A 26024-nucleotide genomic window follows, 5' to 3' on the forward strand; every position below is an offset into this window, starting at 1 on the left:
GTTATTTCTTCAAGAAGGCGGAATACATCCAAACCAGTTTTTCCTGTTCCCGGATGTAATCGCTCATCAGGGCATTGGTACCCTCATCTCCAATTTCACCGGACAGGTCCAATAATTCCCGCTGCAGGGTAATGATACTTTTCATAGAGGCCAGTATGTTTTCAACCGCTTTCATGCCATCGGTTACTTCCTGGCTTTCCGTTATCGCCGAGCTCTCCTGGTATTTGGAGTACTGGTGTTGGGGAGCGTGCCCCAACGTCAGGATGCGTTCGGCGATATCGTCAATCTTTACCTGCAGATCGGTATACAGCTCTTCGAATTTTAAATGCAATTCAAAAAACTTATCCCCTTTGATGTTCCAGTGGTAACCCCGGGTGTTCTGGTAGAAGATGGAATAATTGGCCAATAATACGTTTAACTTATGGGCCAACTCTTCCGAGCGCTTGATGTCCAGGCCGATTGCGTTTAAATTTTCCATGTTTTAATCGAATGTATGTGGATGAATATACTCTTTTAACTTACCGTTAAATTTAACCCATTTCATCCAGACTATAATCCCAAAGGAAAATAAATCCGGGCGATTTTGTCCTTCGCTGGCCCTGCTTTTGGCCTGCCGGGCAGCCGAGCGCTAGCTCCATTCAAGGGTAAAAGTAGCGCTTACCGTTCTTTGCCACGAATTAAACCAAAGCGAGTATAAATGGTTCCGATATTTTTTAGGAGTGAAGCAGAAAAAAGCCAGTTAGGATTCATCAAGCAACGTTTGTTGTTGGCGAATTATCAGCAAAACCTGACAGCTATGTAATGATGGGTAGTATTAAAATCGATAGCTCAGTTCAGGTCCCCAAAAGCTGCTACGCATGCGAAAGCGCTGATCCAGAAAAACACCTGCCTGCAGTCCCAGGTGCCAGCGTTCACCCAAGGACTTACGCACCGCGATTTGACCGGGAAAAATCAGTCCTACCTGATATTGTTCTACCAGGTTAACTCCCCGATAAGCCCCCTGCTCTTCGTCAAAAAGGATTGGCTGGTAAAAGCGGTTCTCGTCTATGGCCAGCCCCATACCCAAACCAATTTGCCCCTTCAAGCCAAGGGGAAAGGGGATTTTTCTGGTTAAGACAAAGGAAAAGTGATCGGAATTGACCGCTGCTCTTGTCGGCAAATTTCCGATCAATAAGGGGGTATCCGCCATTGATTCCCGGAAATATACATTGAAAGAGCGGTTAAATTCCGTACCCATGGTCCATTCCGGCGTATAATCATACGAAAGTCCCAGCGAAACATACCATCCTACTGCGGGCCTTTCATAGCCGTAATCCCGGTTCAGGCTAAAAGACCCCAGGCCTAGCCGGGCCTCCAGCTCCTGAGCATGCAAGGCAGAACCCAGGACAAGCATCAGTACAAATAAAACGATTGTTTTGTAAGTCATCTTTAAAAGCGAAAGCGAATTTCGGGCCCAAAATGGAAACCCCCAATGGCATAAAAAGGCGTAAAAAACAATCCCGATTTCACGCCGACCGTTCCGAAATTGCCTAAGGGTTTGGAAAGGTTGAGCAATAAGGGTATGCTAAAATCCCGGCTAAAAACCGGTAGCCCGGTCTGTCCATCCCGCTCGTCCGGGTACCTCGCCAGGAAAAATCCCGGGCCGGTACCCACCGCCAGGTTCCAATCCCCACCCAACGAAAAATGCCTTTGAAGGGTCCAATAAATGAGGTGTACCTGCACGGAGGAATTTTCCGGCAATCCCGTTTGCCCGCCTTGATTTGGAGCGTAGGAAAATGTGCCAAACTGGTAATGGGACCCGAAGGAAAGCTTTCCCGGAAACCGGTAATCGAAGCTCAAACCAGTAAAAAAGCCCAAACGGGCGGACACAAACCGTCCATAATCGATGGGCGTGAATAATCCAGCCTGTGCAGCTATCGTATACTGCTGGGCATGAACACCGGTAGCACTAAGTCCTGCCCAAAGCAACAGCAAAAACAGCCGGCTTTTCAAGAATGTGAGAAAAGTAAATAGGGTATGCATGTAATTTCCAGTTCCAATCCATCCCCGGCACCAGGGCTGCTCACAATCGATTTGGGACACAAAATTACGAAATACTTCGGTGATAAGAAAACCAGCCGCTAACCTATATTTTGATAGCGTTTTTCCAGGTCTTTGAGATCGTTTTCTTCATCGAAATATTTTTTGCCCTGATTCCAGATCATCTCCGCATGTTTTTTTATCGGCTGCTTTTGTTCTGGAGTTTCTGCAAATTTGCTGAGCGTAACCATGGCCTCCATGAGCCGGATGATCACGGATGGACTGTCTTTGGCATACTGCCGGATGGCGTTGAAGGCGGCATCCATCATCCCTTCGAAGGTAAGGATGTCGGCTTTAATCCTCAAAGTTCCTTCTTTGTCTAATCGGTACGCAGTGGGAAACTTGACCTGTGTTAGGTAGGCCAGGCTGCTAATGAGGTTGTCGATGCAGGAGATGGCGGTGTAGGGATCGTTTATGCCAGGGGAAAGTGCTCTTGCTGCAATCTCAACCATTTGGTGAATGGCATGTTCGGCGTCCTGCTGTGGGGTTCTAGTTTTCCCCCCCAAAAAATGCTGCCGCAGCCGGCTCATTGCTTCTTTATCCAGGGCTTTATTGGAGTATACCTTAGCCAGTTCGAGGCTTTTTACCAGGTAACTCCCGGGACGGTGAAATAGCTCTATGAAAACCTCCTGCTTTCTGGCCTCCTCCATCAATTTATCACTGTCTATGTACTGCAAATACCCATCGAAGCCACATTCCAAAACTTGAGAGGTGGCGTAATTACTTTTTTCCTTTTCGGGATTGGGTACATGTTGATCCGGTTCCTTACCCATTTCCTGGGGAAACAAGTGGGTCAGGTTACGAAACAGTTTTGCGGAGATGTTTCCGATGATATAATCCGCCTGTATGCTGGTTGCCACATGGTGAATAAATACAATGAGCAAAACGATATTGGCGATCGCCATCATCAAGGCAAAAGCTACCGAAAATAGCGGAATAAACTGCAAGTTGCCCGTATCTTTTACCGTATTTAAAACAATCAAACAGTAAATAAACAAGGAAACATAGGTTCCTAGTACGGTTTGATTGATTCGATCGTACATGAAATTTTTTACCAGTCGGGGGCCAAACTGGCTGCTGGCTAGCGTTAGGGCCACGAGCGTAATCGAAAACACCGTACCCGCTACCCCTATCATGGCTGCAGCAATGGTCGTCAGTATGTTTTTAGCGGCGTCGGGACTTCCCGGAAAAAAATATTCCACTCCACCACTTGGATCAAATCCGGAGTAACTGTCTACATATACCAGCGATACAGCCAAAACGATCCCGATAAAAATAATGAAAACGGGAATAAACCAAAAAGTAGATGTAAGTTCAGACCACCAAAACAATAGTTTTTTCATACGCGCGTTAAGAATTATCCTTTTCTAAGGTATTCAATAAACGGATCAATTCCTACGGGGATCTTTGCTTCGGTACTACGGTACCGGCTACTTTTCGCGTTTCCGTGTAAACACTGCCACGATCGCAGTGGTCAAAATTCCCATGATGGGCGCACCAACGATGCCTTGAACCAGGTAATTTTCCTTACTGAAATAGGTTTCCGCCTCTTCTTGGGCCATGTTGCCGGATTCAATAGCGAAATCTTTCGCGTTGTTCAAAAAATCAGGTGTGATGACCGAAAGGGTCAGCCATAGCGTCAGCGGGGTCAATAGGGTTACCACCAACGTGATGAAAAGTCCGGCTTTAAACCCCTGCCCATAACTCATCTTGCCGCCATACACCTTTTTTCTTTTTTCCAGCAGCCCCAACACATAGATGGAAATAGCTGGAATGGCGATAAAATTGGTATAAATGGGGTGCTTGTCCAGGTGCACATCGTGCAGGCCTATGATTCGTTCCAAGCCCATCCACAGGAGGCCCATAAGCGCAAAGATAAGTCCCCATTTTATTTCAATGGTGTATTTTTTCATTGGTTTCGGGCTATTTTGTCGAATGGAGGCCAAAGACATTGCCCTCGGTATCCATGCAAATGGAGCAGAAACCGTGTTCCCCAATGGGAAATTTTGCTTGCACCACCTTACCGCCGGCTGTTGGTACTCTTTTTTCCTCAATGGAACAATCCTCACAGGTAAAATACACCAAGGTACCTCCGGCGCCGGGTTTCATATCCGGAGACTTTACCAGGGCTCCGGCGGCGTTTGATGCGTCTTCGACCCAGGGGAAGGCAACCATGTGCATGTCTCCGCTTTCGGGGCTTTCCGGAACGGCCATGTCCGACATCGTTTCGGCCAGTACCGTCGCATAAAATTTTCTGGCTCGTTCCATGTCTTCCACATAGATTTCAAACCAGTTAACAGGATTCGTGTTTCGTGCCATTGGGTTGGTTCGTTTGATTTCGAGCAAGTTAGCGGATTGTACGGCAATTCTTCTTGTCCTAAGACAAGAAATCCGACCTATCCACGTATTTCCTTCCGGATTCTACTGAGAGAGCTGTCTGTAATCCCAAGGTACGAGGCAATGTACTTCAACGGCGCTACCTTTAGGATCTCCGGTTGCTCTTCCTGCAGCCGCAGGTAGCGCTCCGGGGCCGTCTCCGTAATCATCCGCAAGGCCCGCAACTTATGGGTGAGGAGTGCCTGGGTCATCCAATCCCTACCCCAAGTCGCAAAGGCCGGTATCTCATTGAACAAAACCTGGAATGCTTCCAAACTGATTTTCCACACCCGGCAATCGGTAAGGGCTTGCATGTTTTCTTCCGTAGGGAGGCCCAAAAAAAGAGAGGCTACCTCGATGGCGATCTGCCCCGGACAGGTAAATCCGGTGGTAATCGCATTTCCAGAAGGATTGGTAGCAAAGGACCGGATCATTCCTGCGTCCAGGCAATAATAGGCATCCGCACGCTGTCCCTCCTGCAATAACAGCGTACCTTTTTTAAATTCCTGATAGGCGTGAACCCCAGCAATTCGCTTCAGCGCAGCGGCACTAAGGCCAGGGCTTTTATAAAAATCTGCTACTAAAAACTGAGGGGCTTTTCCGTTTGCCCCGGGCGAGGGATGAAGGTGCGTTGCCATGACTCAATCGATGTTTTCTCCTGGCGGAAACAAACCCATTTTTAAGGCGCGCTCTTTCCACTGATTTCGGGCCAACTCCTGCATGTCGCTTACACCATCCGTTTCATCCTGTATTTCCAGCCCCAACAGCGTTTCCAAAATATCCTCCATGGTCACAATTCCTGCAAGGCCCCCGTATTCATCGGTAACCATGGCCAGGTGCTCCCGGGCTTGCATCAGTATTTCCAATACCTCCGGAATGGGATCATCGGTTTGTACGACCAGGATCTTGCGTTTCAAGTCTTTCAGAACGTAGCCAAATTGGTCCTGAGCGAGCTTTTCCAACACATCGTATTTCAAAATATAGCCCGTTACCTGATCGATCCGCTCCTCATAAATGGGAATCCGGGAAAACTTCTTGATGCTGGTATCTAATAGGAAGTCCTTTAAACTCGTATTTTCCTCCAAGGCCACCGTGACCGTCCGGGGTGTCATGACATGATACACAAAAATCGAACGAAACCGAATCAGGTTATAAATGATTTTTGACTCGTTTTCTTCAAAAACGCCATCACGAGTAGCCATATTGGCCAGGGCTGCCACTTCCTCCCGTGTGGTCTTGTTTTCCTCCTCGTTTTTAAAAAAACGGGTCATCCACTCGGACATTTTGACCAGGGGATAAATGGAAAGGATCATGAAATTTAGCATCTTTCCAATAAAGGGCGCCAGCTGTTTCCAATAGGTAGCTCCCAGGGACTTTGGAAAAATTTCGGATAAAACCAAAATCGCCAGGGTCAATACCGCTGAAATGACACCAAAATAAGCTTCTCCAAATAGTTTGGTTGCCTGTGCCCCCACTCCCGCCGCACCCACCGTATGCGCAATGGTATTGTAACTTAATATGGCAGCCAAGGGCCGGTCCACGTTTGACTTTAATTTTTCTAATTCCGTTCCATACGTCTTCCCGGCCTGTTTAAGGGATTCGATGTAGGAGGGCGTAATACTCAACAGGGATGCTTCCAATGCCGAACACACGAAAGAAACCCCAATAGCCAAAAACAAATAAGCAAACAATAGAAACATCTGGTATCATTTAATTTTTAAAACCCGTATTCTTACGGGCTAGACGGTAGGGCTCCAAGGCGAGACCAGCAGCTACCAATGCACGTACACCTTGCCCGTACTTTTGCCAGATTCCAGCAACCGGTGGGCTGCTGCAATATCGCTGGCAGAAAAGCTGGCTCCCACTTGGGGTCGAATGTCATTCTTCTTCCACATGCCGATAAGCGCATGCAAACACGCACCGATGATATCTATTCGCTGGTCCGCCACCCGGAGCATGTTCACGCCAATCAGCCCCTGGGAATTCATCATCATGAAAAGTGGACTTAGAAACCCGGTTTTCAGCAAAAAAGCCAGGTCGTATACCAGCTTACTTTTCTGGCCCGATCTGGCCGCCCCACCGTAACAAAACAGTCGCCCACCAGGAGCCAGCAAATTTAGGTCACGTTTGGTACTTTTTCCTGCAACGGAATTAAAAATAACGTCTAGTTTTCGCTTTCCAATTTTCTTTTCCACAGCTTCCGCATAATCTGCCTTATGGTAATTGATTGGCCATTCCACCCCCATTTCTTTGAGGTAGGCCACCTTTTCGTCCGTGCTGCAAAGGCCCACTACCCGCACGCCCTGCAATTGGCACAATTGCGTAAGCGCTGTTCCAACTCCACCTGCGCAAGCGTGGATCAGGGCTATGTCTCCAGCATGCAGGCGGCTCAGGTAATTGCTCATGAAATAGGCCGTGCAGTATTGCGTAGCCAGTGCACAAGCTTCTCCAGCCGGCATGGCTTCCGGAATAAGCGCCAACCCCCGATAATCCGCGAGGGCTCGGTCGGCGTAGCCGCCAAAACGGGTAAATGCCACTACCCGCTTCCCGACGACAGCATCCGGTACTTCGGAACCCCTGTCCACCACCTTGCCCACCACTTCGTAGCCGGGAACAAAGGGAATTTTCGGCGCCTCCTTGTATAACCCATTCCGCGCCATTACATCCGCATAATTCAGGCCAAAACCTTCCACCTCCACCAATACCTCAAATTCCAGGGGCTTGGGATCGTCTCCTTCCTGAAGACGAAAGGCCTCCTCTGCAGTTCCATAATGGATTATCGCTAGTTGTCGCATAAAAATCAACGATTAATTGCATCAATATAGGGTATTTTTACCTGAGAGAAAACCGCAGGCCTTCCCGTTCCACTCCCTTTCCAGCAAATTTTCGTCGACTCGGGACGATTTATTTCGCTATTTCCTGCATGTATGCAGCAAATAACCGGGACAGATTCAGCGATAATCGTTATTTTTAGCTGCACGAAAACCACGAAACATGACACATCGACTCAACCGCAGAAAATTTCTTCAGTATACCGGTATGGCTGGTACGGCTTTGTTGCTGCCCGGTAAGGGTACAGCCGGCAGCTATCCCACGCTTGCATCCGATGAAATCGGACTCTCGAAATGGGAACTCGAAACCCCTTCCCTTTGCCTGGAACTGGAGGTCATGGAAAAAAACCTCAAAAAGGTGCACTATAAACTAGCGGGTAGCGGAATTGGGGTCCGCCCGCACATCAAGACACACAAATGCCCCGCATTGGCGCAGATGCAACTGGATGCCGGGGCTGTTGGTGTTTGCGCAGCAAAGCTTTCGGAATCGGAAATCATGCTGGAAAACGGCATCTCGCAGGTACTGATGACCGGGGTAAACGTAAGCCCGGTCAAAATTAAGAAAGCCATGGCCCTGCGAAAAAAATACCCCGGATTTATCCAGGCGGTCGATAATCCGGTAAATGCACAAGACCTGCAGGATGCCGCCAAAGCCGCCGGTATCATCGCCGAGGTGGTCGTGGACCTGGACGTTATCAAACGGTCGGGCGTCCGTACGGGCCTGCCCGCACTGGAATTGGCGCAGCAAATCGACCGCTCCCCCAACCTGCGCTTTATGGGCATTCTGGCCTACGACGGAGGCGCCCAACACGTCAAAGGCTACGCTGCCCGGAAAGCACGCACCGATCAAACCTTTGAACCGGTTGTGGCAACCTACGAAAGCATGGTAAAATCCGGTCTAAACGTGGAGATCTTCAGCGGCGCCGGCACTGGCACCTACGACATGATGGGGGACGTGCCCGGCTTTACGGATGTGCAGGTAGGCAGTTATTTGTTTATGGATGCCCAGTACATGGCCATCGGGAGCGAAGAAAACGAGGAGCTATACGATCATTTCGACCCTTCGCTGACGGTCATGACCACCGTCATCAATACCAACTATCCCGGCCGGCTGATCACCGACTCGGGCGCCAAGGCCCTTACCATCAACAAACCCAGCGGCATTGTGATCGGTGAGCCGGGATTTACCTACAACGCCGGATCGGATGAATACGGAACCGTCACCTACTCCGAAGCGAACCGGGACTACAAGGTAGGCGATCGATTGGAAGTGATCGTTCCCCACTGCGACCCGGCCATTAACCTGTACGATCGCATCTACGGCATCCGCAGGGGGAAAGTGGAAATGGTCCTGCCGGTATTGGCACGGGGCATGTCCCGCTAAAAACCGCAACCTTTCGGCCAAACCAAAAACCTCAAGCAGTCCCAACCGTGGATTCTGCAGGTTTGGGTTTGGCCGTCAACATGCCCAGCATCATGGCTAGCGAGGAAAGGATGATCACCTGAATGATCAGGGAATCGTTGACCAGGGCGATGGCCGCTCCGCCAGGTATGCTCAGGTAAAGCAGAATGGTCACCAAGCCCCGCGGCGCAATGAAAATCAAGGGCAACAGTTTAATCTTAAATACTTTTAACACCAAGCCTCGCACTAGAAAAATACCCAACACGATGGAAACCGACCAAATCAGGGTTTCCGTGTTGATCAACTCCCGGGTATCGATCAGAAAACCAAACACAAGAAAAAACAAGGTTCGAATCAAAAAGGTCAGTTCGAGTGTCAGCTCTTTGAATTTCTTGATCTCCCTTTTAAAACTCTTTGTGTGCAGGTTTCTTATCACCACCAAATGCCGGAGTTGGACCAGGTTGCCAATAAACAAACCGAACAACAAAATAAAAATCAAGGCCGGCAAGTGGTAAAGTTCGGAAACGGCAAAAATCAAGACAATCACCAGGATGATAGGCGCAAATTTGACCGGGTGCTTGATTCTACTTAACAAAAAGGCCAAAATGATGCTTGCAAAGAACGTGATAATCAAAATTAGCACAATTTCTCCCAGAAAAAACCCAATGGATCCCGCTCCAATCCGTTCGTTTTCCAGCAGAAAATTAAAAAAGATCACGCCAAAAATATCTGAGAGACTGCTTTCATAGGTCACAAATTCCTTGTTTTTTGCCGAGAGGTTACTCACCGAGGGGATGGCGATCGCACTGCTGATGATAGCAATGGGAATTGCATTGATCAGTCCCACCTTTAAGCTGATATCAGCAAATTGCATAAAGGCAAAAGCAAACAAAAAACTCAGTCCCAAGACCGGTAAAATGGCGATAAGCACGGTTCGCCCCACAAACGAAAACTTGGATTGGTCAAAATCCAACTCCAGCGACCCCTCCAATACGATCAAAATCAAGCCGATGGTTCCGAGAAAGGGCAACACGTTCGAAAGGTCGGGGATTTCCAGCCAGAAAACCTCTGCAAGCTGATTCACCGCCCACCCCAGCGCAAACAACAAAACGACGGGTGGTATTTTCGTTTTCGCGGCCGTAATGTCAAAAAAGTAGGCCGAAAGCATTAAAACACACAATGCAATAATAATTGGTAGGGTCATGTATCCGTTTTTTTGAATCGACTAACGAGCGATTTCGCTATGCTAGCGAAACTGCCCAATCAACTATTTCGTGGTTATTGCTAAAAATACAACAAACAAAGCCAAACAAAAAACCTTCCTTTCCGGATCGGAGAATTTTCATTACTTTGAGCTACGAAAGACGCGCCGTTTCCCATGAAACCTTTACTAGGATTTTTCCTGATCGTTACCTTGCTCAGCCTGCCTTACCCCGGCGCTACCCAATCCAGGTTACCCCGCGGTAGCCATCCCCCGGCCCTTACCTTTGACCATTTTCCCGATCGCCTTTTCACCTTTGTCTGGCGAAACTGGAACCTGATCTCTGCGGAAAGAATGGCCGCCCTGCTGCATTGCGAAAGCTGGCAAGTCCGCGATATTGCCCAGGCCATGGGACTGGAGGAGAAAAAAGCCCTTTTTCCAGCATATTCCCGGCAGCTATACATCAGCCTACTTCGAAGAAATTGGCATTTATTGCCCTATGAGCAACTACTAGAGCTTACCGGGATGTCGGAAAAAGAACTGGAATTTGCCCTTCAGGAAGACGACTTTCTCTTCCATAAGTTTGGCCGGCTAAAACCCCGGGTGGAACGCTTGCTGTACTCCCAACCTTCCGCAGAAGCTTGGGAAAAAGCGGCCCAAATTTATGCCCTGCTGGACGGTCACATCCATAATCCCCTGCCCGAAGAGCCCCGCTTTGCCTTTATTGAGCAACTAAGCGAAGTCGCCTCGACAGCACAGGATTCGGAAACCACCCGCTCTTCTCAGAGCGGACTTCGGTTGATTTATTCTTATTTCGGGGTATTCGGAGATCCACTCTTGGACCCCCAAAGCGACCCTTTCCCCGACGGGCTTTTGCAAAAGCTGGCAGCAAAGGGCGTCAATGGGGTCTGGCTACACGTGGTGTTGAACCAACTGGCACCCGGTGGACCCGACTTTCCGGAATTCGGCGATCGTTCCTCCGAGCGCCTGGCAAATCTTCAGGCGATCGCCCGTCGTGCCCAAAAATACGGGATTTCCATCTACCTCTACATCAACGAGCCCCGGGCGATGCCCGCCCGTTTTTTTGCCTCCCGACCGGATATGGCCGGGATCAGTAAGCAGGGATTGACCACCCTCTGCACCAGCAACAAACAGGTGCAAAACTGGATCAGTCAGTCGCTGACCCATGTTTTTGAACAAGTACCGGAACTGGGCGGCGTTTTTACCATCACGGCTTCCGAAAACCTGACCAATTGTGCCTCCCATGGGGGAAAGGCCGCCTGCGCCCGGTGCAGCAAACGCCCCTATGCCCACATTATCGCCGAGGTAAATCGGCTGATCGCCGATGGGGTGCACCGGGCCAAACCTTCGGCGCGCGTCATTGCCTGGGATTGGGGATGGAACGGCCACGGTCCGGCTCGGGACGTGATTGCCGAACTACCCAGGGATGTCGAGCTTATGTCCGTTAGCGAATGGGGCCTTCCCATCGAACGAGGGGGAATTGAAACACGCGTTTCCGAGTATTCCCTATCGGCCGTGGGACCCGGGCCCCGCGCCCTGGACCACTGGGCCGCAGCCAAAGAACGGGACTTGAGTACGGTGGCCAAGGTGCAGTTAAACAGTTCCTGGGAGCTCTCCGCACTCCCCTGGCTACCGGTGATGGACCTGGTGGCCCAACACGCTGCCAACCTCAATCGGGCCGGGGTGGACGGGTACATGCTGAGCTGGACGCTGGGTTCCTATCCTTCGCCAAACCTGGAAATTGCCCATAAATTTTCTCAAAACCCCAGCGCCACCGTGGAACAGGTACTGGACGAGCTGGCCTGGGAGCGCTATGGCAGGCAGCGTGTACCCCTTGTCCGCAAAGCCTGGACGGCCTTTAGCGATGCTTTTCAGGAATTTCCCTACCACCAAAAGGTCGTCTACAACGCGCCCCAACAATACGGCCCCTCCAACCTGCTTTTTTTGGAACCTACCGGCTATGCCTCCACCATGGTGGGATTCCCCTACGACGACCTGGCCGGATGGTCGGGACCCTATCCCCCGGAGGTGTTGGTAAGTCAATTTGAAAAAGTAGCCTTGGGTTGGAAAAAAGGACTGGATTTGCTGGGAGAGGCGGCTGCACTGCCCTCCACCGATGAGCAGAAAGAGAAACTTGCCGAAGATTTTATCCTGGCAAAAGCCGCCTACCTGCACGTTCTGTCGGTGGCACAGCAGGGCCGTTTTCTATTGCTTCGGGAGCAATGGCGGCGCTCGCCCAATCATTTCGTCTACCTGCATATGCGAAACTTATTGGAAATGGAGATTCACAGTGCCCTGCAGCTGTATTCCCTGGCCCGTGCAGATTCCCGCATCGGATTTGAGGCCTCCAATCAGTACTATTACCTGCCACAGGACTTGCTGGAAAAAATAATCAACTGCGAACATTTGTTGGATGCGCTGGCGGTACAAGCAGCCGCGCTACCGATGGGTGCCAGCCGGGAATAGCGGGTATTCGACCTTTCAGGAATAGCCCTGCTCAGCGCTCATACCCACTACATTCCAGAACCAGTATGCCTTAGGTCCATGTTGCACCTTTTAGTAGTTTTGAACCACGATAGCCTCCGCCTTGATCGGCGCTTTTCCCTGGTGCCGACCCCTACATTTCCTAGCCTTTTCGTTAGGTAGCGGGCAACCAGGAACGGTTGTCCGGTTTCAACGAAATGTACATAACCCAAGGCCCCCAGATCATAGGGGCACCGGAGTCCATTAAAATTTCCAACAATACGAAGAATAAATCTTTTGACAGTTTTTAAATGAAATATTTCCTAACTTACTGAGTAGCTATTCACTTGTGCTGATTTGGTTTTTTACGATCAAAACTCCCATTTCCTGATCACCTAACGATAAACGACCATGAATAAAATAATCGTAGGAATGCTTGCCCTTGGTTTGGTTGCCGTATCCGTACAGGCGCAGCAGGCAGATGTGAGAGCAGCTAAGAGAGCGCTGACCGAATACCAAGTCGATCCTAACGCTTCTAAAGCCAAGCTTAAAGAAGCAGTAGCGGCCATTTTGCCGGACCCTAGTGGTGAAGATGTTTCCGATCCGGCTTTCTACGTGTTAAAAGGGGAGATATTAAACTTGCTGGCGACACAGATCGTAACTGTGAAACAGACCGGCTTCGGTTCTCTAGAAGAACTTCCGCAGGTAGACCGGGTAGCGGTCAAGGCATTTAACGCCTTGACAACGGCTGTGGAAAAGCATGCGCAAGCCATAAACTCACCTGCGTATCTTCTCAGCGATGCGTTAAATGGTATCCAAGAAGCGCAAGCCCACCTGTACAACTTTGGGATCTACGCCTTCGAAGTCCAGGACTACGGATCGACTTATCTCAACTTCTCCTCGGCTCTGGCCGCCCATGAAATCCTGAAGAAAGAAGGCCGGTTCAGCGTTTTGGATGATGCCCTCGACCTGATGGACCATAAATACGTCACCGGCATGGCGGCCCTGAAAAACGACATGCCCGAGGCGGCCAGACCGCTCTTTGAAGACCTCTACAGGGTGAAGTACGATAAAGCGGCTGTCTATGAAGCCTTGTACACCATCAATGCCAGCGGCGAAGACGCCGACCTGGAAACTGCCTACCAGTACCTGAAGGCCGGTCGGGAAAAATACCCCGGGGAAGTATCCCTGATGTTTGCCGAGATCAATCACTTCCTGAAGCAAAACCGACTCGATGAACTCATTGATAAATTGAAAACAACCATTACCCGAGAACCGGACAATCTGACACTCTACCTCACCCTGGGTAGCGTATACGATAACTTGTACCAGCGTGAATCCAGTGCTGGAAACAGCGAGCAGGCCGACAAATACTTCGACCAGGCCTTCACTTATTACAGTCAGAGCCTGGAAAAAGATCCGACTAATTTTGATGCGCTGTATAGCACCGGCACCCTGTACTACAACCGCGCTGCGAGCCTGACGATGACGTTGAGTGAGATGTCCGGGGACTTTAGCGCAGCGGGTAGGGGCCAATTCGAAGCCATGGAAGCAGAGGTATTCGCCGCCTTTGACAAGGCGCTTCCCTATTTCCAAAGGGCGGAACAGATCAATCCGAACAGCGTTGAGACGCTCACTGCGCTTAAGGAGATTTACGCCAGAAAGAATGAACCGGAAACTTCCAAGGCCTTGGATCAGCGCTTGGAAAACCTGCAGCATGGCGGCACCTATGAAACCTCTTTTTTCAACGAATAGCTACCAAATCCATTCGCCTGGCAATTGCCCTCGCTGGGAGCGCCGGCTTTTTTCCACAAAGGCCCCAAAGCAGGTAATCGCACCAGAACATGGAAAAATACATACGGGCATAGAAGGACATAGAAGGGGGTACGAACAAGCGCGCTGAAACAATCCACAGGACAGCATGTAGGAATTGTGCAAGCATCGGAAGCTGGTTCGCTACCGCTTATATGCGGTATATGGTTTAAAAAAATGACAGATCAAAAGCGCTGAAGCAAGAAAAGACCTTATTGCTACTGCAATTTATGCTTCTCCCGCTGCACAAATTCCTCAAAACCAACGGCTTTCCTTCCCAGCAATTCCTCCACCCAATCGGAAGTTTGCGGAGTGGGTTGAAACCGGGGAAGGTAATGCAATAGGATCATCACCAGAATGTACGGAGTCGGTACTCCCTCTTTTCGCTTTTGCACATAAAACTGCAACAGGTTGGGAGACACAAATGCAATCTTTCTTCCCAGTATCTTGCTCAACAGGCCACACATGGCCGCGAAATCCAATTGCTCCGAATTGGTGAGATCGTAGGCCTTGTTGCGGTGGGCATCCGGGTGCAGGAGTACTTCAACGGCTACGGCAGCCAGGTCCTTAATATCAATCAGCGTAAATCGGGCCTTTCCGGCCGGCAGATACACCCGGCTTCGTTTGCGGATATCACTGCCTAAGGTGGTGGTAAAATTTTGCATAAAATAAGCCGGACGAAGAAAGGTAAACGGAATCCCCGAAGCATCAATCAGCTTCTCAATCTTGTGGTGAGGGATCAGGCCGCTTTTCTCCGCTCCCTGCACGGAAAGAAACACCAGGTGCATGACCTTTGCCTGTACGCAGGTAGCAACCAAGGGTTCGAAATACTTTTTTACGTCGGAAAGCTGCGGTGGACGCAGCAGAAATACCACCTGTATATCCACCAGGGCTTCGGGAAATCTTTCCGGCTGATTAAAGTCCAATTTCCTCAGGTGTATCGCAGGAAACCGCCTGTGAAAATCGCCTTCCTGCTCGGGATTTCGTACCCCGGCAAAAATCTGGTGTTCCGGGTTACCCTCCTGCAGCAGCCGGCAAACTTCCAGCCCCACATTTCCAGTAGCTCCGCTGATCAAAATGTTCATGTCATTTGCTCACAAAGGGCATTTGGTGAATAAAGGTATCGTCTTCTACCTGTGTCAGGATAAAGTCCGCCAGGTCGGCACGGCTGATTTTGGTGCTGGCATTCACGCCTACCCATCCCACCCGATAGGTCCCTTTTCCAGGTTCATTTGTCAGGCGCGGACCGCGCACAATGACCCATTTCAAGCCGCTGTCCGCCAATACCTCGTGATGGCGGATGGCATCGTTTAGGATACGGGGAACGGCCAGTTTCATAACGGTGCGGATCAGTTTATCGGCAAATTTGGGCCGGTCCTTCTCTGGAAAGGGCAAGCCGCCCCCAGAAAGGGAAACGATGCGTTCGAGGCCTTGGCCCTTCATGGCTGACAGGATCGTTCGGGTTCCTTCGGTTTGCAACCATTCCGGGGAACCCTTGACATGCCCAAAAAGGCTCACTACCATTTCCGTGCCGTTCACGGTGTTTTCCACTGCTTCGACGTTTAACACATCTCCTACAACTACTTCCAGGGCGGGATGACGAAGGTGTAACTTTTCCGGATTACGGACCAGGGCTTTTACCGAATACCCACTTTCCAGGGCCCGGGACAGAAATAGACGGCCCGTTTGTCCGGAACCACCAAATAAGGCAATTTTTTTCATGATTCGCTTTCTTTTTCTTCAATACTACGTAGATTTGGCTTACCTGCATAAAAGTAGGGTACTAACCTTTTTGTATGTATGAAATCCATTCGCATTACCGCTCGTTGTCCGATACGCACCACCTTGGAATTGGTAGGGGGAAAATGGAAGTTGTTGATCTTGTTCCAGCTTGTTGAAACCCCTTTGCGCCTGTCGGAGATGAAGAAAAAAATCCCCGAAATTAGCGAAAAAATGCTGATACAGGAGCTGAAGACTCTGGTAGAAAGCGGGCTGGCCGTTCGGAGAAACTTCGGTGAGGTACCGCCCCGGGTGGAATATTCGCTAACCGAAATGGGCCGGGCGGTACTGCCGTTGATCGAGGAAATGCGGAATTTTGCCGGCAGGTACGAAGAAAACCTGCTGAAACAGCGAACGTCCGGTACCTGAGGGAGCACGGTACAAAGAGCGCTCAGCCTTAGAAGAACATAAAAGGGAGATCCGTAAGATTTACTGAACCAATCTACTGGACAGCAAGCTAAAATTTTGGAAGCGATGGAAACGCATCTGGCACCAATGCCTAATTTACGGTTCGGGTTGTTCGGAAGTATTTCTACCGATTAACTGATTGATAAACTGAATGGATTGTTCAAAAGCTCGTTTTCCGTCTTTATCAAACGTAAACTGGTATTCATGCCCCAAGGCAGGCTTATAAGATTCTGGAAAGAAAAGCGTATCCAGCTTCACGTCAAGCGCAGAAAGCTTTTCGGCAAAACGTTTTGACTGTGGCAATAGCGGATCCTTATTGCCGGCCGAGATAAATGCAGGGGGAAAGGAGTCCGTAAGGAAATGGAGTACCGATGCTGTTTTCGCGTAAGCATCATTGGAAATGTCTTTTTCACCGAAATAGGCCCAGGTGACGGTATGTAGAAACGAAGCAAAGGCACCCTCTGAATTTAGGTTGTCCACCTCATAAATACCGCAATACAGCAGGACGGCTTTCAGCTGTTCGGGATGCAATCCCGGGCTAACGTTCGTGATAGCCGCATAGGAAGGACTCGTAATTAAATTGGCCGTCGCGGCAGTTATCATGGACCCGCCTGAATCGCCTGCCAATATAAATTTAGTGGAGTCTACAGAGAATTGATCGGCCTTAGCGGAAATAAAAGCTAGCGCAGTATTGAGTTGGCGGATGGGCGTAGGGTATTTTGCCTCGGGAGCTATGGTATAATCGATGGAGATGGCAACAAATCCCCTCGAGGCCAACAATTTGCAATAATTGCTGAGGTGGTTTTTACTTCCGGAAACCAATCCTCCCCCGTGGGTCCAAACGATTACCGGCAGTTTACTGGTTAACGCCCGTGCATCCTCCGAATAATAAAGATCCAACAAGGAGTTGGGGTCGGTTGGGTCATACTGTATGTTCCGGATGGATCGTATATTTTCAGGCACCTGCTCTTCCAATGCCGCATCTACTCGGACCGCCTCTTTTTCAAACGCATAGCGGACCAGCCAGACGGCTGGGTAGGGAGAAAGCCTAAACGCCAAAAATAGCATACCTACCAAAGCAATGATACTTACCCCAATCCACATTAACCTCCGTTTCATTTACTGTTCGATTGGTTTCAAGATGTATTACGACCTGCCGTTACAGGTAAAGATAAAATAAATCGTAGAATTATCCATGTAGAGGTATACCTAATTTTGCTTAAATCCAATTGGTAATGAGGCGGTTCATGACCTTCGAAACGGGTAGAGAAGAGATTTATGCTCGACACAAGCGTTTAGCAACCGATACTTTTTTAGGGTAAAAAGACCGAATAAAAAAGGAACCCATAAAAGAGCATAGAAGGGGCTACGAACAAGATCGCACAAACCGACCCCCAGGACAGCATCAAAACAGGGGAAAGGGCTTAAAATGTATTTCGTTCACCGATGTGTATGCCCATGCAGCACCGAATAACATGCTTTGCCTTTCTGCACACCGGTGGTATTCAAATTCACCCCACTTAGCTGCTGGATGATGTAGTGTTCTACGCTATTGAGTTCATTAAATCCCATCAGCCACTTTGTTAAGTTTGAACATGATTATCTTAAATCGCTGGTCTTGCGCTTCATGAAATAAATTGCCTATGATCGCTTCCTGTAATTGTGAACTTTCTATGATTTTGGATGCACATTCCATTAGATAATTTTTAACGAGAATATCCGAATTTACTATTTGTTCCGATATATCAGAAGTGTGATTCAATACATACACAATATCCTCAAATTCATGACTGGCATAAAGGTCTTTTATCCCACGATCAAAAAATGCATCAAATTTAGTGACAAGAAAATAGGGCAATGGCAAAAGACGTATTAAAAGCCCATCTAGCTGGTATGCATGCGCTAAATCAAACCCCTTTTTGAACCAGCGATTACCTGGCGCCCAGCCTACCGGCTCTGTTGCCATGACATCTACCAACACATCCTCATACCGAAACCGACAAACTACTGCATCGCTTGCCGATTGGATAAACCCAATATTAACCAACTCTTGGCGCAAAGCCTCAAGCTCTCCAATAGTGGCAATCTTCAAGGTAATGTCCAAGTCTTTAGTGGGTCGCACGTCGTCCGCCGATGGATCGTCAATGTAGAGACTCACAACGGCCCCACCCACATAGACCACCCGCTGATTGAGTGGGCCCAAAGCCGTGGCTATCTTCTAGGTAACCGCTCGGTTGATTTGAGTGTTCTTTAGCATATCCGTTTTTTGAGTTCCTCCACGGCAAGGTTTCGTTCTCGCGCTTTACCTACCCTGAGCGCATCGCAGAGCGCCATTACTTCATAAAAAGCCTGATCTTTGAGGCAGGCCGCTGGCACACTTGGATACAGCGGCTGAATAGCCTGACCTCTCACATTACCTTCATGGTGAGGCCAAACATAAGGTACATCACTTATGATCTCGTTGCTTAGCGGAGGCGCGGCATGGGCAGTGGGCACACCTCTTACCAATGCACCAGGCTGCTGAGGATACACATAGCGCAAGCCATATTGCAAAAAATCCATTGTCGCCTGTCGCATTACCTGCTTTTTGTTTTGAAAAAGCAACCCGGCAATGGACGAGCGATTAAGACTCTCGCTTACCTCACTTGCGCTTATCTCCAACTCCTGAGAAAGATCTTTCATGGTCCAGGCCCGCTCGTGTTTGATGGCGATTTTGAGTAAGATAACGATGTCCTGAGGCCGCATGCCACTGTGCTTTTTCATTGAATGCGTGTTTTGTTTTCAAGTAAAGATACGATAGAAATTCGTAATTCGCGAATCGCGAATTGCTTAACTAGAAACCTACAATGAACAATGCCTGTTTATTATGATGCCATGCGCCACGCTACTGATTTCCTTAACCGCCAAAGGTTAGAAGAATTTTGGAATTTATTACCAACAGCGTCTTCAGCGTTGCTCGGCGTATTCTTTGTGTTTATCCACTTAAGGGAATAAAGCAAGTTAATCATCCCCAAATTGGTTCAAAAAAATGACAGAACAAAAAGGGATTGAACCATATAAGAGCATAGAAGGACATAGAAGAGGGTACGAACAAGAGCGCTGAAACAATTCACAGAACAGAATGTAGGAATTGTGCAAGCATCGGAAGCTAGTTCGGTATCGCTTATATGCGGTATATGGTTTCAAAAAATGACAGAACAAAAAGGGATTGAACCATAGTAGGGTATAGAAGGACATAGAAGGGGAAACGTATGATTTACTGAACCAATCTACTGGACAGCACGCAAAAATTGTGGAAGGGATGGAAAGCTAGTTCGGTACCACTTATTTGCGGTATATGGTTTTAAAAAAATGACCGCACAAAAGAATTGGCTAGCTTATTTTGCATTGCATGAATTCCGTTAGGCTACTGGTAAAGGGAAAGGCCGAGGCCCTTCCGGCCCTATAGCCCGAAAGGCGCTTAAAATCCCAGACCACCCCTTGAAATTCCGGGTCGCTTACCGGTTCCACTTGTACCAGCAGGTAATGATCCTGTGTGGGGTGTGGATAGGCTTTTTTGATCATGTCTTCTTTAGAAAACACCGAAAGTCCGCGGCTTACTATTCGCCATAAGGCTCCTGACCTCTTTTCTTCCTTGGTATGCAGCAGCAAGTAACTAGCGCTCACAGTTTTTTCATCCAAAACCAGGGACCCTGTCGCAGCACCCATTCTAAAATTATATAGTCTATTTCGTTTAATCCATTCGTAGTGTTGTTCTGAATGGTAATACCCTACCAACACGAAGGTCTCATCCGGCAAAAGCCCCCGATTGTTGTGAAAGGTTTCCGGTAGCGACTCTCGTATCTGATTTTTCGATTCCGGTGGATCTTTATGAATAGCAAAAGTCCTGAATGCCATTTTCTCGCGCTGTGAAGCCCTATTAACGAAATGATCCAGGATTTCAAGAAGGAAGGCCTTTAATTCACCGACGCCACTATCTCTTTTCGACGGCCGGAGCGGAAATGCGCCAAGCCCGGGAATAATTTCGTGGAAGCCCCTTTTAGTCAGGGTTTTTTCTCCCGGATACAGCACGTAGGCTCCGCCGGTTCTTCGGATGGCATCTTTGTAAGCATGCATCTTAAGCAAGTCTGCATTTTTGTAGAGACCTTTTCGATTTTCTTTTTTTTCTTCATTCAGAATCTCTTCTGAATCTGGGTTCAGGTAATCCCACAAATTTGCGACTTTGTATTTGGCATCGAAATGAACGTGAACGATGAGTTCCTGTAATTCGGCGTCTTCTTCTGTTATTCCGAAAGGCCAAAATGATAAACTATAATCCGGCCGAAGAGCAGTGGTCCAACTACCGGAATCCGGATAGTCCCTTTTGCCGGAAAATGCACGATTGTAAGCAAACCGTATATTGATCTTTCTACTTCCAGCATCGTAAACCCCTTTTAGTGGGATTGTTTTTCCCTGCTTTAAGCGGAGACTTAAGCCATCATCTGTAGCTTCAATTAAGTCGGAAATATCCTTAGGTACAATATCGACGATCTCCTGAAGCAATTCCAAAAATTTGAAAAACAACCAATATTCATACAAGGTTGCTATATCTTTTTTACCGGCACCATACACGTCCTCGCCACCTTTCCAAATCAATTTTGCTGCGAGGTCAAAAAGACACGAGTTTGACAATAAACCGCAGGATTGCAAAAATTAAATTTCGTGTTGTATAAGAGAAAATCCTCTGAAAATTTTAATACTCTAGAATTATGCCTATCATAGAAGCGATTAGTGCTATGATTTTGACCTGAAACCAATAAGTTTGTAAGTTTGAATATGGATGTTTTAACACCAGATCAGAGAAAAAAAAATATGATGGCCATAAAAAGCAAGAACACAAAAATGGAGCTGAAACTTGCTAAGGCTTTGTGGCAAAAAGGTTATCGGTTCAGGCGAAATTCAAAGTTTGTCTTTGGAAAGCCTGATTTTAGTTTAAAAAAGTGGAAGTTAGCAATCTTCGTAGATAGCGAATATTTTCATGGCAAAGACTGGGAGGCTGAAAAATTGAGAATTAAAACAAATCGTGAGTTCTGGTGGAAAAAAATTGAAGGCAATATCGAAAGAGACAAAACAGTTAATCGTCATTTAAAAGATAAAGGTTGGAAGGTTCTAAGGTTTTGGACTGGTGATATCAGGAAAAATTTCGATATTTGTTTGCTAACTATTGAGCAACAAATGGAGGAACTAAAAAATGATAAAATACTCTGAAGTAAAGGAGAAACTAAGAATTGAAGTCAAAAAGCCAGATCAAACGGAACTTGCACACCTTACCCATTACTTTCAGAGTTACCCGAACGGCAGTTCCCATTATTTCCAAGAACAAGCTGTAGAATATGGTAAGTCCATAGACCCTTCAATTGTAAATGAGCCTTATTTTCAAGGATACCTGCCTTTCGAGTGGGATATCCCCTTCCCTCCTCATGAACATGGGAATTTCAGATTCATCGACCTTTTTGCGGGAATTGGTGGATTTAGACTAGCCTTCCACAATCTTGGTGGAAAATGCGTCTTCACGTCAGAATGGAATCAATATGCTCAAAAAACCTATCTTGCTAATTTCGGCGAGGTTCCTTTCGGCGATATCACAAAAATAGATGAAAAAGAAATCCCGGAACATGATATTTTAATTGCTGGTTTCCCTTGCCAACCTTTCTCAATAGCCGGGGTTTCAAAGAAAAACAGTTTGGGAAGGTCACACGGTTTTAAGGATGAAACCCAAGGAACACTATTTTTTGACATCAAAAGAATCTTGAACGAAAACCGGCCAAAAGCATTCCTCCTTGAAAATGTAAAAAACTTAGTTTCACATGATAAAGGGAATACTTTCAAAGTAATCAAACAAACGCTTAAAAAACTCAGGTATAATATTCATTTTCAAGTATTGGACGGTAAATATTTTGTCCCGCAGCATAGGGAACGAATAGTCATTGTTGGATTTGACGAAGATCGATATAATGGCGAAGAGAAATTTGAGTTCCCTACCATGCCTCAGTCTGCTCATGCAATTGAAGAAATCCTCGAGCCAAATCCCGACCCCAAGTACACTCTCACAGATAATCTTTGGAATTATTTACAAAATTATGCTGCGAAGCATAAGGCGCAAGGAAATGGCTTTGGATTCGGACTTGTAAACTTAGATGGGATAACACGGACGTTGAGTGCCAGGTACTACAAGGACGGCTCTGAGGTACTTATTCCACAGGAAGGGCTAAATCCTCGAAGATTAACGCCGAGAGAGTGTGCTAGACTTCAGGGGTTTCCCGATAATTTTGTGATACCTGTTTCTGATACTCAAGCATACAAACAATTTGGGAACTCCGTTGTAACTCCGCTAATGCAGGCTGTTGGAGAAAAAATTGTTAATGAATTAACCAGACTAAATGGGTGTATTAGAAAAAGCAATACAATCGGCTCAGCAGTCTAAAATATCCTTTAGCAAATTCATTAAGCCAAATGACACCGGTGCAACCGGTGGGCATCAAGCCGGGTTTCATATGCACAAAAGCTCTTGGCCGATGTTTTTCGAAACGCCGGGAGAAAAAGGTACAAACAAAGACCATTTTGTAACCATTAAATGGCAGGATGAATTCGAGACATCAAGCCGATTTATCTACTATGGTGTAGGTACGAGAGATGAATACAGGCTGACAAGATTTGGTAAAGGTTTCCCTTTCTTAACAGATGATAACGTTGGTGATCTGCTGGTTCTAGTAAAAAAGTCATCAGATTTTTTTGAGGGATATGTTCTAAGCAGCGATGAGGACATTGAAGATTTTTTTGCCGCAGTCAATATTTCTTCCACAGAAACAAATGGAATAATCCCCAAACAACTTGAGCAAACGTTCGAGGATAGATTGCTTCAATGTTTCCTAGCTTATGTCAGGTCATTGAATATTGATTTTCCTTCAACAATTGATTTGGCTACTAACGCCAGAAAATGCTATATGACATCATATAACATCACCCCAAGCCAAATTAAATCAAACCCAGATAAACAGATATTAAATTGGATAGAGTCAGAATATGATTTATTTAAAACAATTGAGAACGAGCGGTATGCTGAGATTATTCGAACACCATTCCCAACTGTTGAGGATTTAGTTAAGACCGCAAACACAATTTTGAACAGGCGAAAAAGCCGAGCTGGCAGGTCCCTCGAGCACCATTTGGAGGAGATGTTTAAAATTTTTGAACTGATCTTTCAAACACAGGTAACGACTGAAAATAATAAGAAACCAGACTTCCTCTTTCCGAACATAGAATCCTACAATGATCCAAATTTTGATGATAAAAAGCTGATTTTCCTTGCTTCAAAGACAACTTGTAAAGATCGTTGGAGACAAATTTTGAATGAGGCAGACCGCATCCGTACAAAGCACTTATTCACCTTACAACAAGGCATTTCGAAGAACCAGTTGGAAGAAATGAATCAATATGGAGTTCAACTTGTAGTTCCAAAGTCCTATTTATCAAGTTTCCCTGCAGAACATCGGAGTAAAATATTAACACTAGAACAATTTGTAGGATTAGTTCATACTAAACAAGCTTAACAACATCCGTAAACTAATTAGTGCTCGGTATCAACATATATTAATATACACTATTTGAGGTGATACCATCACCCAAACCGACTATTCGATAGGGCTCCATTTTTCGCCCCAGAGCTACACCGATTAGTTCCAGATTCCTTTTCCTAAACCAAGCCACCTGGCCCCTATCTATCTGTGTTAGCTGTGGTCCCTCTTTTTTCACCACAGATTCACGCCATTTTTTTCTTGATTTACCTGTGCTAATCCGAGTAATCCGTGGTTAGTCGTTTTCTGATAAAAACTACAACAGAAAATGGGCAACCATATAAGGTATTTATGGTCATTTAATACATTTCGTAACTTTTTCTATGCTCTTAAATCACTTATATGGTTTATTTTCCATGGTTATCTGTGGTAAATAAAATTACGCGCTCCATAATTAAATCCTTATAGGCTTTCTGCCTGTTTGAATCAAGAAAAGAATAGTTTATCAATTGAGTGGCTTCCGGCAGCCATTTCGATACCCTTTTATACACGCCGTGGATTTGTTTGTCATTTAATTTCAAAACAGCGCCCAGGCGGTCAAAATACCCTTTATTGAAATTTTCTTTTTTACCACCTAGCAGCAAAGCCATATCCTCTTTGTCCCCAGGCAATACCAGTTTGACATTTAACAGGTCATAGAAAGGAGAAAGCACCCAGCCCATGTCGGTTAATAACATGGAGAAGTTTTTTAAGTGCATATCGTTGTTTCCGATAATGTAATTGAACACCGTTATTTCAAAAAACCGCAACTTATCCAATAAGGTATTTACCGATAATTCACCAATCGTTTTTCCAAGAATTTCCATGGTACCCTTGTATTTATCTACCAATTCAAGAATTTGCAGGAAATCGATCATGTGATTTTTGGATCCATCCGGGTTTCGATCTATGCGTTTGGTAATAAAACAACGTTCACCCGATTGTAAACGAATCATATTTGCGGGTACAATGTCTATTTTGAACAATTCGGCCAGTTTCATGGAGAGGTGCTCGTTTTCCGGCATCTGCGGATAATCCGCATTCTGTGGCTTCAGGATATAGTTCCCTTCTAAAGCATCCATGATGGTCAAACGGCCCTGATGGCCATTTTCCAATGCTGTTTTGATCCACCCCAACGACAATTTTGGTTGAACTCCCGGCACCGTGATGGATAGCAATGCGGCTTCTTTCGCCAATTTTTCCATCTCTTCCAATCGATAGGGCAAAACCGGAGCATGCTTCGTCCCAAAAAACGATTTGATGCACTTCGAATGATAATCTACCTCGTTTTCATCCAAATCTCTATAACAATACAAGCATTTAGCCATCAGCTTTCAGATTTACAGGGTGCACACTTACCGCACCAATAGCGTTTTGGCAACAGGCCAGGAGAAGCCCCATGCGATCATTCTTGTTAATTTTCCAGCTTTCAGCGGCTATATTCAGCAGCCAACCTTCAGGAATTAGTCCATCAAAAAACGGGAACAGTCTTTTACTTCGGTAGGGTCTTGTTGATACGGGCATTTGAAAGGTGACGAATTGGTTCGGGTAGATTTGGGCATATGTTTCGTCATATTCAAAGAGATATTCTCCATTATCCTCTTCTGTTAAAAGGCCAGCCTTTATGTTGTTGTATTTAACTATTCCTTTTCGCATCATTCTCATTTATTGGCCCTAAAACATGACCAAACATTTGGAGTACCTGATTGACCTTGGACAAACTGAGGTTTTCTTTGCCCTGTTCAATTTTTCTGATAACCGTCAAGGCTACCCCAGCCTTTTCTGCAAATTCTTCCTGGCTGATTCCCAGTTGCTTCCTTCTCGTCTTTACAAAATCTGATAATAGGCTCATGTTATATGCATTAACATACAAAAATAACAAATTTTCCTTTATTATATGTTTTTACGTATAATATTGATTAATCGCTTAAACTTATATGGAAATAGATATAATTTGTGAATTATCATAGCGCTTTCTCCTGCCAGATCATCTAATTTATCTGTGCTAATCTGTGTTATCTGTGGTGCAACACCTTTTTCACCACAGATTCGCACGGATT

The 26024-nt window shown here is 46.8% G+C and carries 26 protein-coding genes; 7 read left to right on the forward strand and 19 right to left on the reverse strand.

Annotation, left to right across the window (positions count from 1 at the left end; translation table 11 throughout):
• Position 1 precedes the first annotated feature (1 nt).
• From BMW71_RS05665 to BMW71_RS05705, 9 genes are all read right to left on the reverse strand, one after another.
• The gene (locus BMW71_RS05665) at positions 2-478 is read right to left on the reverse strand and encodes a Dps family protein (RefSeq protein WP_092170744.1); all 477 of its coding nucleotides are present in this window, start codon (positions 476-478) and stop codon (positions 2-4) included.
• 336 nt (positions 479-814) lie between these two features.
• Positions 815-1426, reverse strand: coding sequence for a hypothetical protein (locus BMW71_RS05670; RefSeq protein ID WP_092170746.1), 612 nt, complete (start codon positions 1424-1426; stop codon positions 815-817).
• A 2-nt stretch (positions 1427-1428) separates the two neighbouring features.
• The gene (locus BMW71_RS05675; protein ID WP_143057562.1) at positions 1429-2022 is read right to left on the reverse strand and encodes a hypothetical protein; all 594 of its coding nucleotides are present in this window, start codon (positions 2020-2022) and stop codon (positions 1429-1431) included.
• A gap of 98 nt (positions 2023-2120) precedes the next feature.
• Positions 2121-3422 carry a DUF2254 domain-containing protein gene (locus tag BMW71_RS05680; RefSeq protein WP_092170752.1) on the reverse strand — a complete coding sequence of 434 codons (1302 nt, stop codon included), beginning with the start codon at positions 3420-3422 and terminating at the stop codon, positions 2121-2123.
• 87 nt (positions 3423-3509) lie between these two features.
• A complete protein-coding gene (locus tag BMW71_RS05685; protein WP_092170755.1) occupies positions 3510-3992 on the reverse strand; it encodes a DUF4199 domain-containing protein in 483 nt (160 codons plus the stop codon).
• Between the two features lie 10 nt (positions 3993-4002).
• The gene (locus tag BMW71_RS05690; protein WP_092172711.1) at positions 4003-4398 is read right to left on the reverse strand and encodes a VOC family protein; all 396 of its coding nucleotides are present in this window, start codon (positions 4396-4398) and stop codon (positions 4003-4005) included.
• Between the two features lie 77 nt (positions 4399-4475).
• On the reverse strand, positions 4476-5093 hold the full coding sequence (locus BMW71_RS05695; protein ID WP_092170758.1) for a Crp/Fnr family transcriptional regulator: 618 nt from the start codon (positions 5091-5093) through the stop codon (positions 4476-4478).
• Between the two features lie 3 nt (positions 5094-5096).
• The gene (locus BMW71_RS05700) at positions 5097-6155 is read right to left on the reverse strand and encodes a CNNM domain-containing protein (RefSeq protein WP_092170760.1); all 1059 of its coding nucleotides are present in this window, start codon (positions 6153-6155) and stop codon (positions 5097-5099) included.
• A 72-nt stretch (positions 6156-6227) separates the two neighbouring features.
• Positions 6228-7250, reverse strand: coding sequence for a quinone oxidoreductase family protein (locus BMW71_RS05705; protein ID WP_092170763.1), 1023 nt, complete (start codon positions 7248-7250; stop codon positions 6228-6230).
• A gap of 199 nt (positions 7251-7449) precedes the next feature.
• Between BMW71_RS05705 and BMW71_RS05710 the strand changes: the two genes are divergently transcribed.
• A complete protein-coding gene (locus BMW71_RS05710; RefSeq protein ID WP_092170765.1) occupies positions 7450-8670 on the forward strand; it encodes a DSD1 family PLP-dependent enzyme in 1221 nt (406 codons plus the stop codon).
• Positions 8671-8701: 31 nt separating this feature from the next.
• Here BMW71_RS05710 and BMW71_RS05715 read toward each other — a convergent pair whose 3' ends face one another.
• The gene (locus BMW71_RS05715) at positions 8702-9892 is read right to left on the reverse strand and encodes a cation:proton antiporter (protein WP_092170768.1); all 1191 of its coding nucleotides are present in this window, start codon (positions 9890-9892) and stop codon (positions 8702-8704) included.
• A 174-nt stretch (positions 9893-10066) separates the two neighbouring features.
• On the opposite strand from BMW71_RS05715, the gene BMW71_RS05720 reads away from it, so the two are divergent.
• Both BMW71_RS05720 and BMW71_RS05725 read left to right on the forward strand, forming a co-directional pair.
• On the forward strand, positions 10067-12376 hold the full coding sequence (locus BMW71_RS05720) for a hypothetical protein (protein ID WP_092170771.1): 2310 nt from the start codon (positions 10067-10069) through the stop codon (positions 12374-12376).
• Positions 12377-12784: 408 nt separating this feature from the next.
• Positions 12785-14128: a tetratricopeptide repeat protein gene (locus BMW71_RS05725; protein WP_092170773.1), complete on the forward strand. Its 1344-nt coding sequence runs from the start codon at positions 12785-12787 to the stop codon at positions 14126-14128.
• 275 nt (positions 14129-14403) lie between these two features.
• Here BMW71_RS05725 and BMW71_RS05730 read toward each other — a convergent pair whose 3' ends face one another.
• Positions 14404-15270 (reverse strand): NmrA family NAD(P)-binding protein, encoded by an 867-nt coding sequence (locus BMW71_RS05730; protein WP_092170777.1) that lies wholly within the window; start codon positions 15268-15270, stop codon positions 14404-14406.
• Position 15271: 1 nt separating this feature from the next.
• Positions 15272-15907, reverse strand: a complete 636-nt coding sequence (locus BMW71_RS05735) for an NAD(P)-dependent oxidoreductase (protein WP_092170780.1) — start codon at positions 15905-15907, stop codon at positions 15272-15274.
• Between the two features lie 78 nt (positions 15908-15985).
• On the opposite strand from BMW71_RS05735, the gene BMW71_RS05740 reads away from it, so the two are divergent.
• A complete protein-coding gene (locus BMW71_RS05740; RefSeq protein WP_092170782.1) occupies positions 15986-16333 on the forward strand; it encodes a winged helix-turn-helix transcriptional regulator in 348 nt (115 codons plus the stop codon).
• Between the two features lie 135 nt (positions 16334-16468).
• Here BMW71_RS05740 and BMW71_RS05745 read toward each other — a convergent pair whose 3' ends face one another.
• From BMW71_RS05745 to BMW71_RS05760, 4 genes are all read right to left on the reverse strand, one after another.
• Complete coding sequence (locus BMW71_RS05745; protein ID WP_092170785.1) at positions 16469-17491, reverse strand: alpha/beta hydrolase; 1023 nt, start codon at positions 17489-17491, stop codon at positions 16469-16471.
• Between the two features lie 442 nt (positions 17492-17933).
• Positions 17934-18476 (reverse strand): hypothetical protein, encoded by a 543-nt coding sequence (locus BMW71_RS05750; protein WP_218145561.1) that lies wholly within the window; start codon positions 18474-18476, stop codon positions 17934-17936.
• A 146-nt stretch (positions 18477-18622) separates the two neighbouring features.
• Positions 18623-19135, reverse strand: a complete 513-nt coding sequence (locus BMW71_RS05755; protein ID WP_092170788.1) for a hypothetical protein — start codon at positions 19133-19135, stop codon at positions 18623-18625.
• 609 nt (positions 19136-19744) lie between these two features.
• Entirely contained in the window at positions 19745-21043 is a 1299-nt protein-coding gene (locus BMW71_RS05760) for a nuclease domain-containing protein (protein WP_177179581.1), read from the reverse strand.
• 144 nt (positions 21044-21187) lie between these two features.
• Between BMW71_RS05760 and BMW71_RS05765 the strand changes: the two genes are divergently transcribed.
• From BMW71_RS05765 to BMW71_RS05775, 3 genes are read left to right on the forward strand one after another with little or no spacing between them, the layout of a single operon-like run.
• On the forward strand, positions 21188-21619 hold the full coding sequence (locus tag BMW71_RS05765) for a very short patch repair endonuclease (protein ID WP_092170794.1): 432 nt from the start codon (positions 21188-21190) through the stop codon (positions 21617-21619).
• Positions 21603-22835, forward strand: coding sequence for a DNA (cytosine-5-)-methyltransferase (dcm, locus tag BMW71_RS05770; protein ID WP_092170796.1), 1233 nt, complete (start codon positions 21603-21605; stop codon positions 22833-22835). The genes BMW71_RS05765 and dcm overlap by 17 nt, the downstream gene beginning before the upstream one ends.
• Positions 22792-23961, forward strand: coding sequence for a type II restriction endonuclease (locus BMW71_RS05775; protein WP_092170799.1), 1170 nt, complete (start codon positions 22792-22794; stop codon positions 23959-23961). The genes dcm and BMW71_RS05775 overlap by 44 nt, the downstream gene beginning before the upstream one ends.
• A gap of 371 nt (positions 23962-24332) precedes the next feature.
• Here the strand turns inward: BMW71_RS05775 and BMW71_RS05780 are convergent, their stop codons facing one another.
• The 3 genes from BMW71_RS05780 to BMW71_RS05790 are packed head-to-tail and all read right to left on the reverse strand — an operon-like array spanning position 24333 to position 25816.
• On the reverse strand, positions 24333-25292 hold the full coding sequence (locus BMW71_RS05780) for a HipA domain-containing protein (RefSeq protein WP_244891095.1): 960 nt from the start codon (positions 25290-25292) through the stop codon (positions 24333-24335).
• Entirely contained in the window at positions 25285-25623 is a 339-nt protein-coding gene (locus BMW71_RS05785) for a HipA N-terminal domain-containing protein (RefSeq protein WP_317041129.1), read from the reverse strand. The genes BMW71_RS05780 and BMW71_RS05785 overlap by 8 nt, the downstream gene beginning before the upstream one ends.
• The gene (locus BMW71_RS05790; protein ID WP_092170805.1) at positions 25601-25816 is read right to left on the reverse strand and encodes a type II toxin-antitoxin system Y4mF family antitoxin; all 216 of its coding nucleotides are present in this window, start codon (positions 25814-25816) and stop codon (positions 25601-25603) included. The genes BMW71_RS05785 and BMW71_RS05790 overlap by 23 nt, the downstream gene beginning before the upstream one ends.
• Between the last annotated feature and the right edge of the window lie 208 nt (positions 25817-26024).

Origin of the sequence: Cyclobacterium xiamenense, from assembly GCF_900109255.1 — a bacterium.
GTDB classification, from domain to species: Bacteria; Bacteroidota; Bacteroidia; order Cytophagales; family Cyclobacteriaceae; genus Cyclobacterium; species Cyclobacterium xiamenense.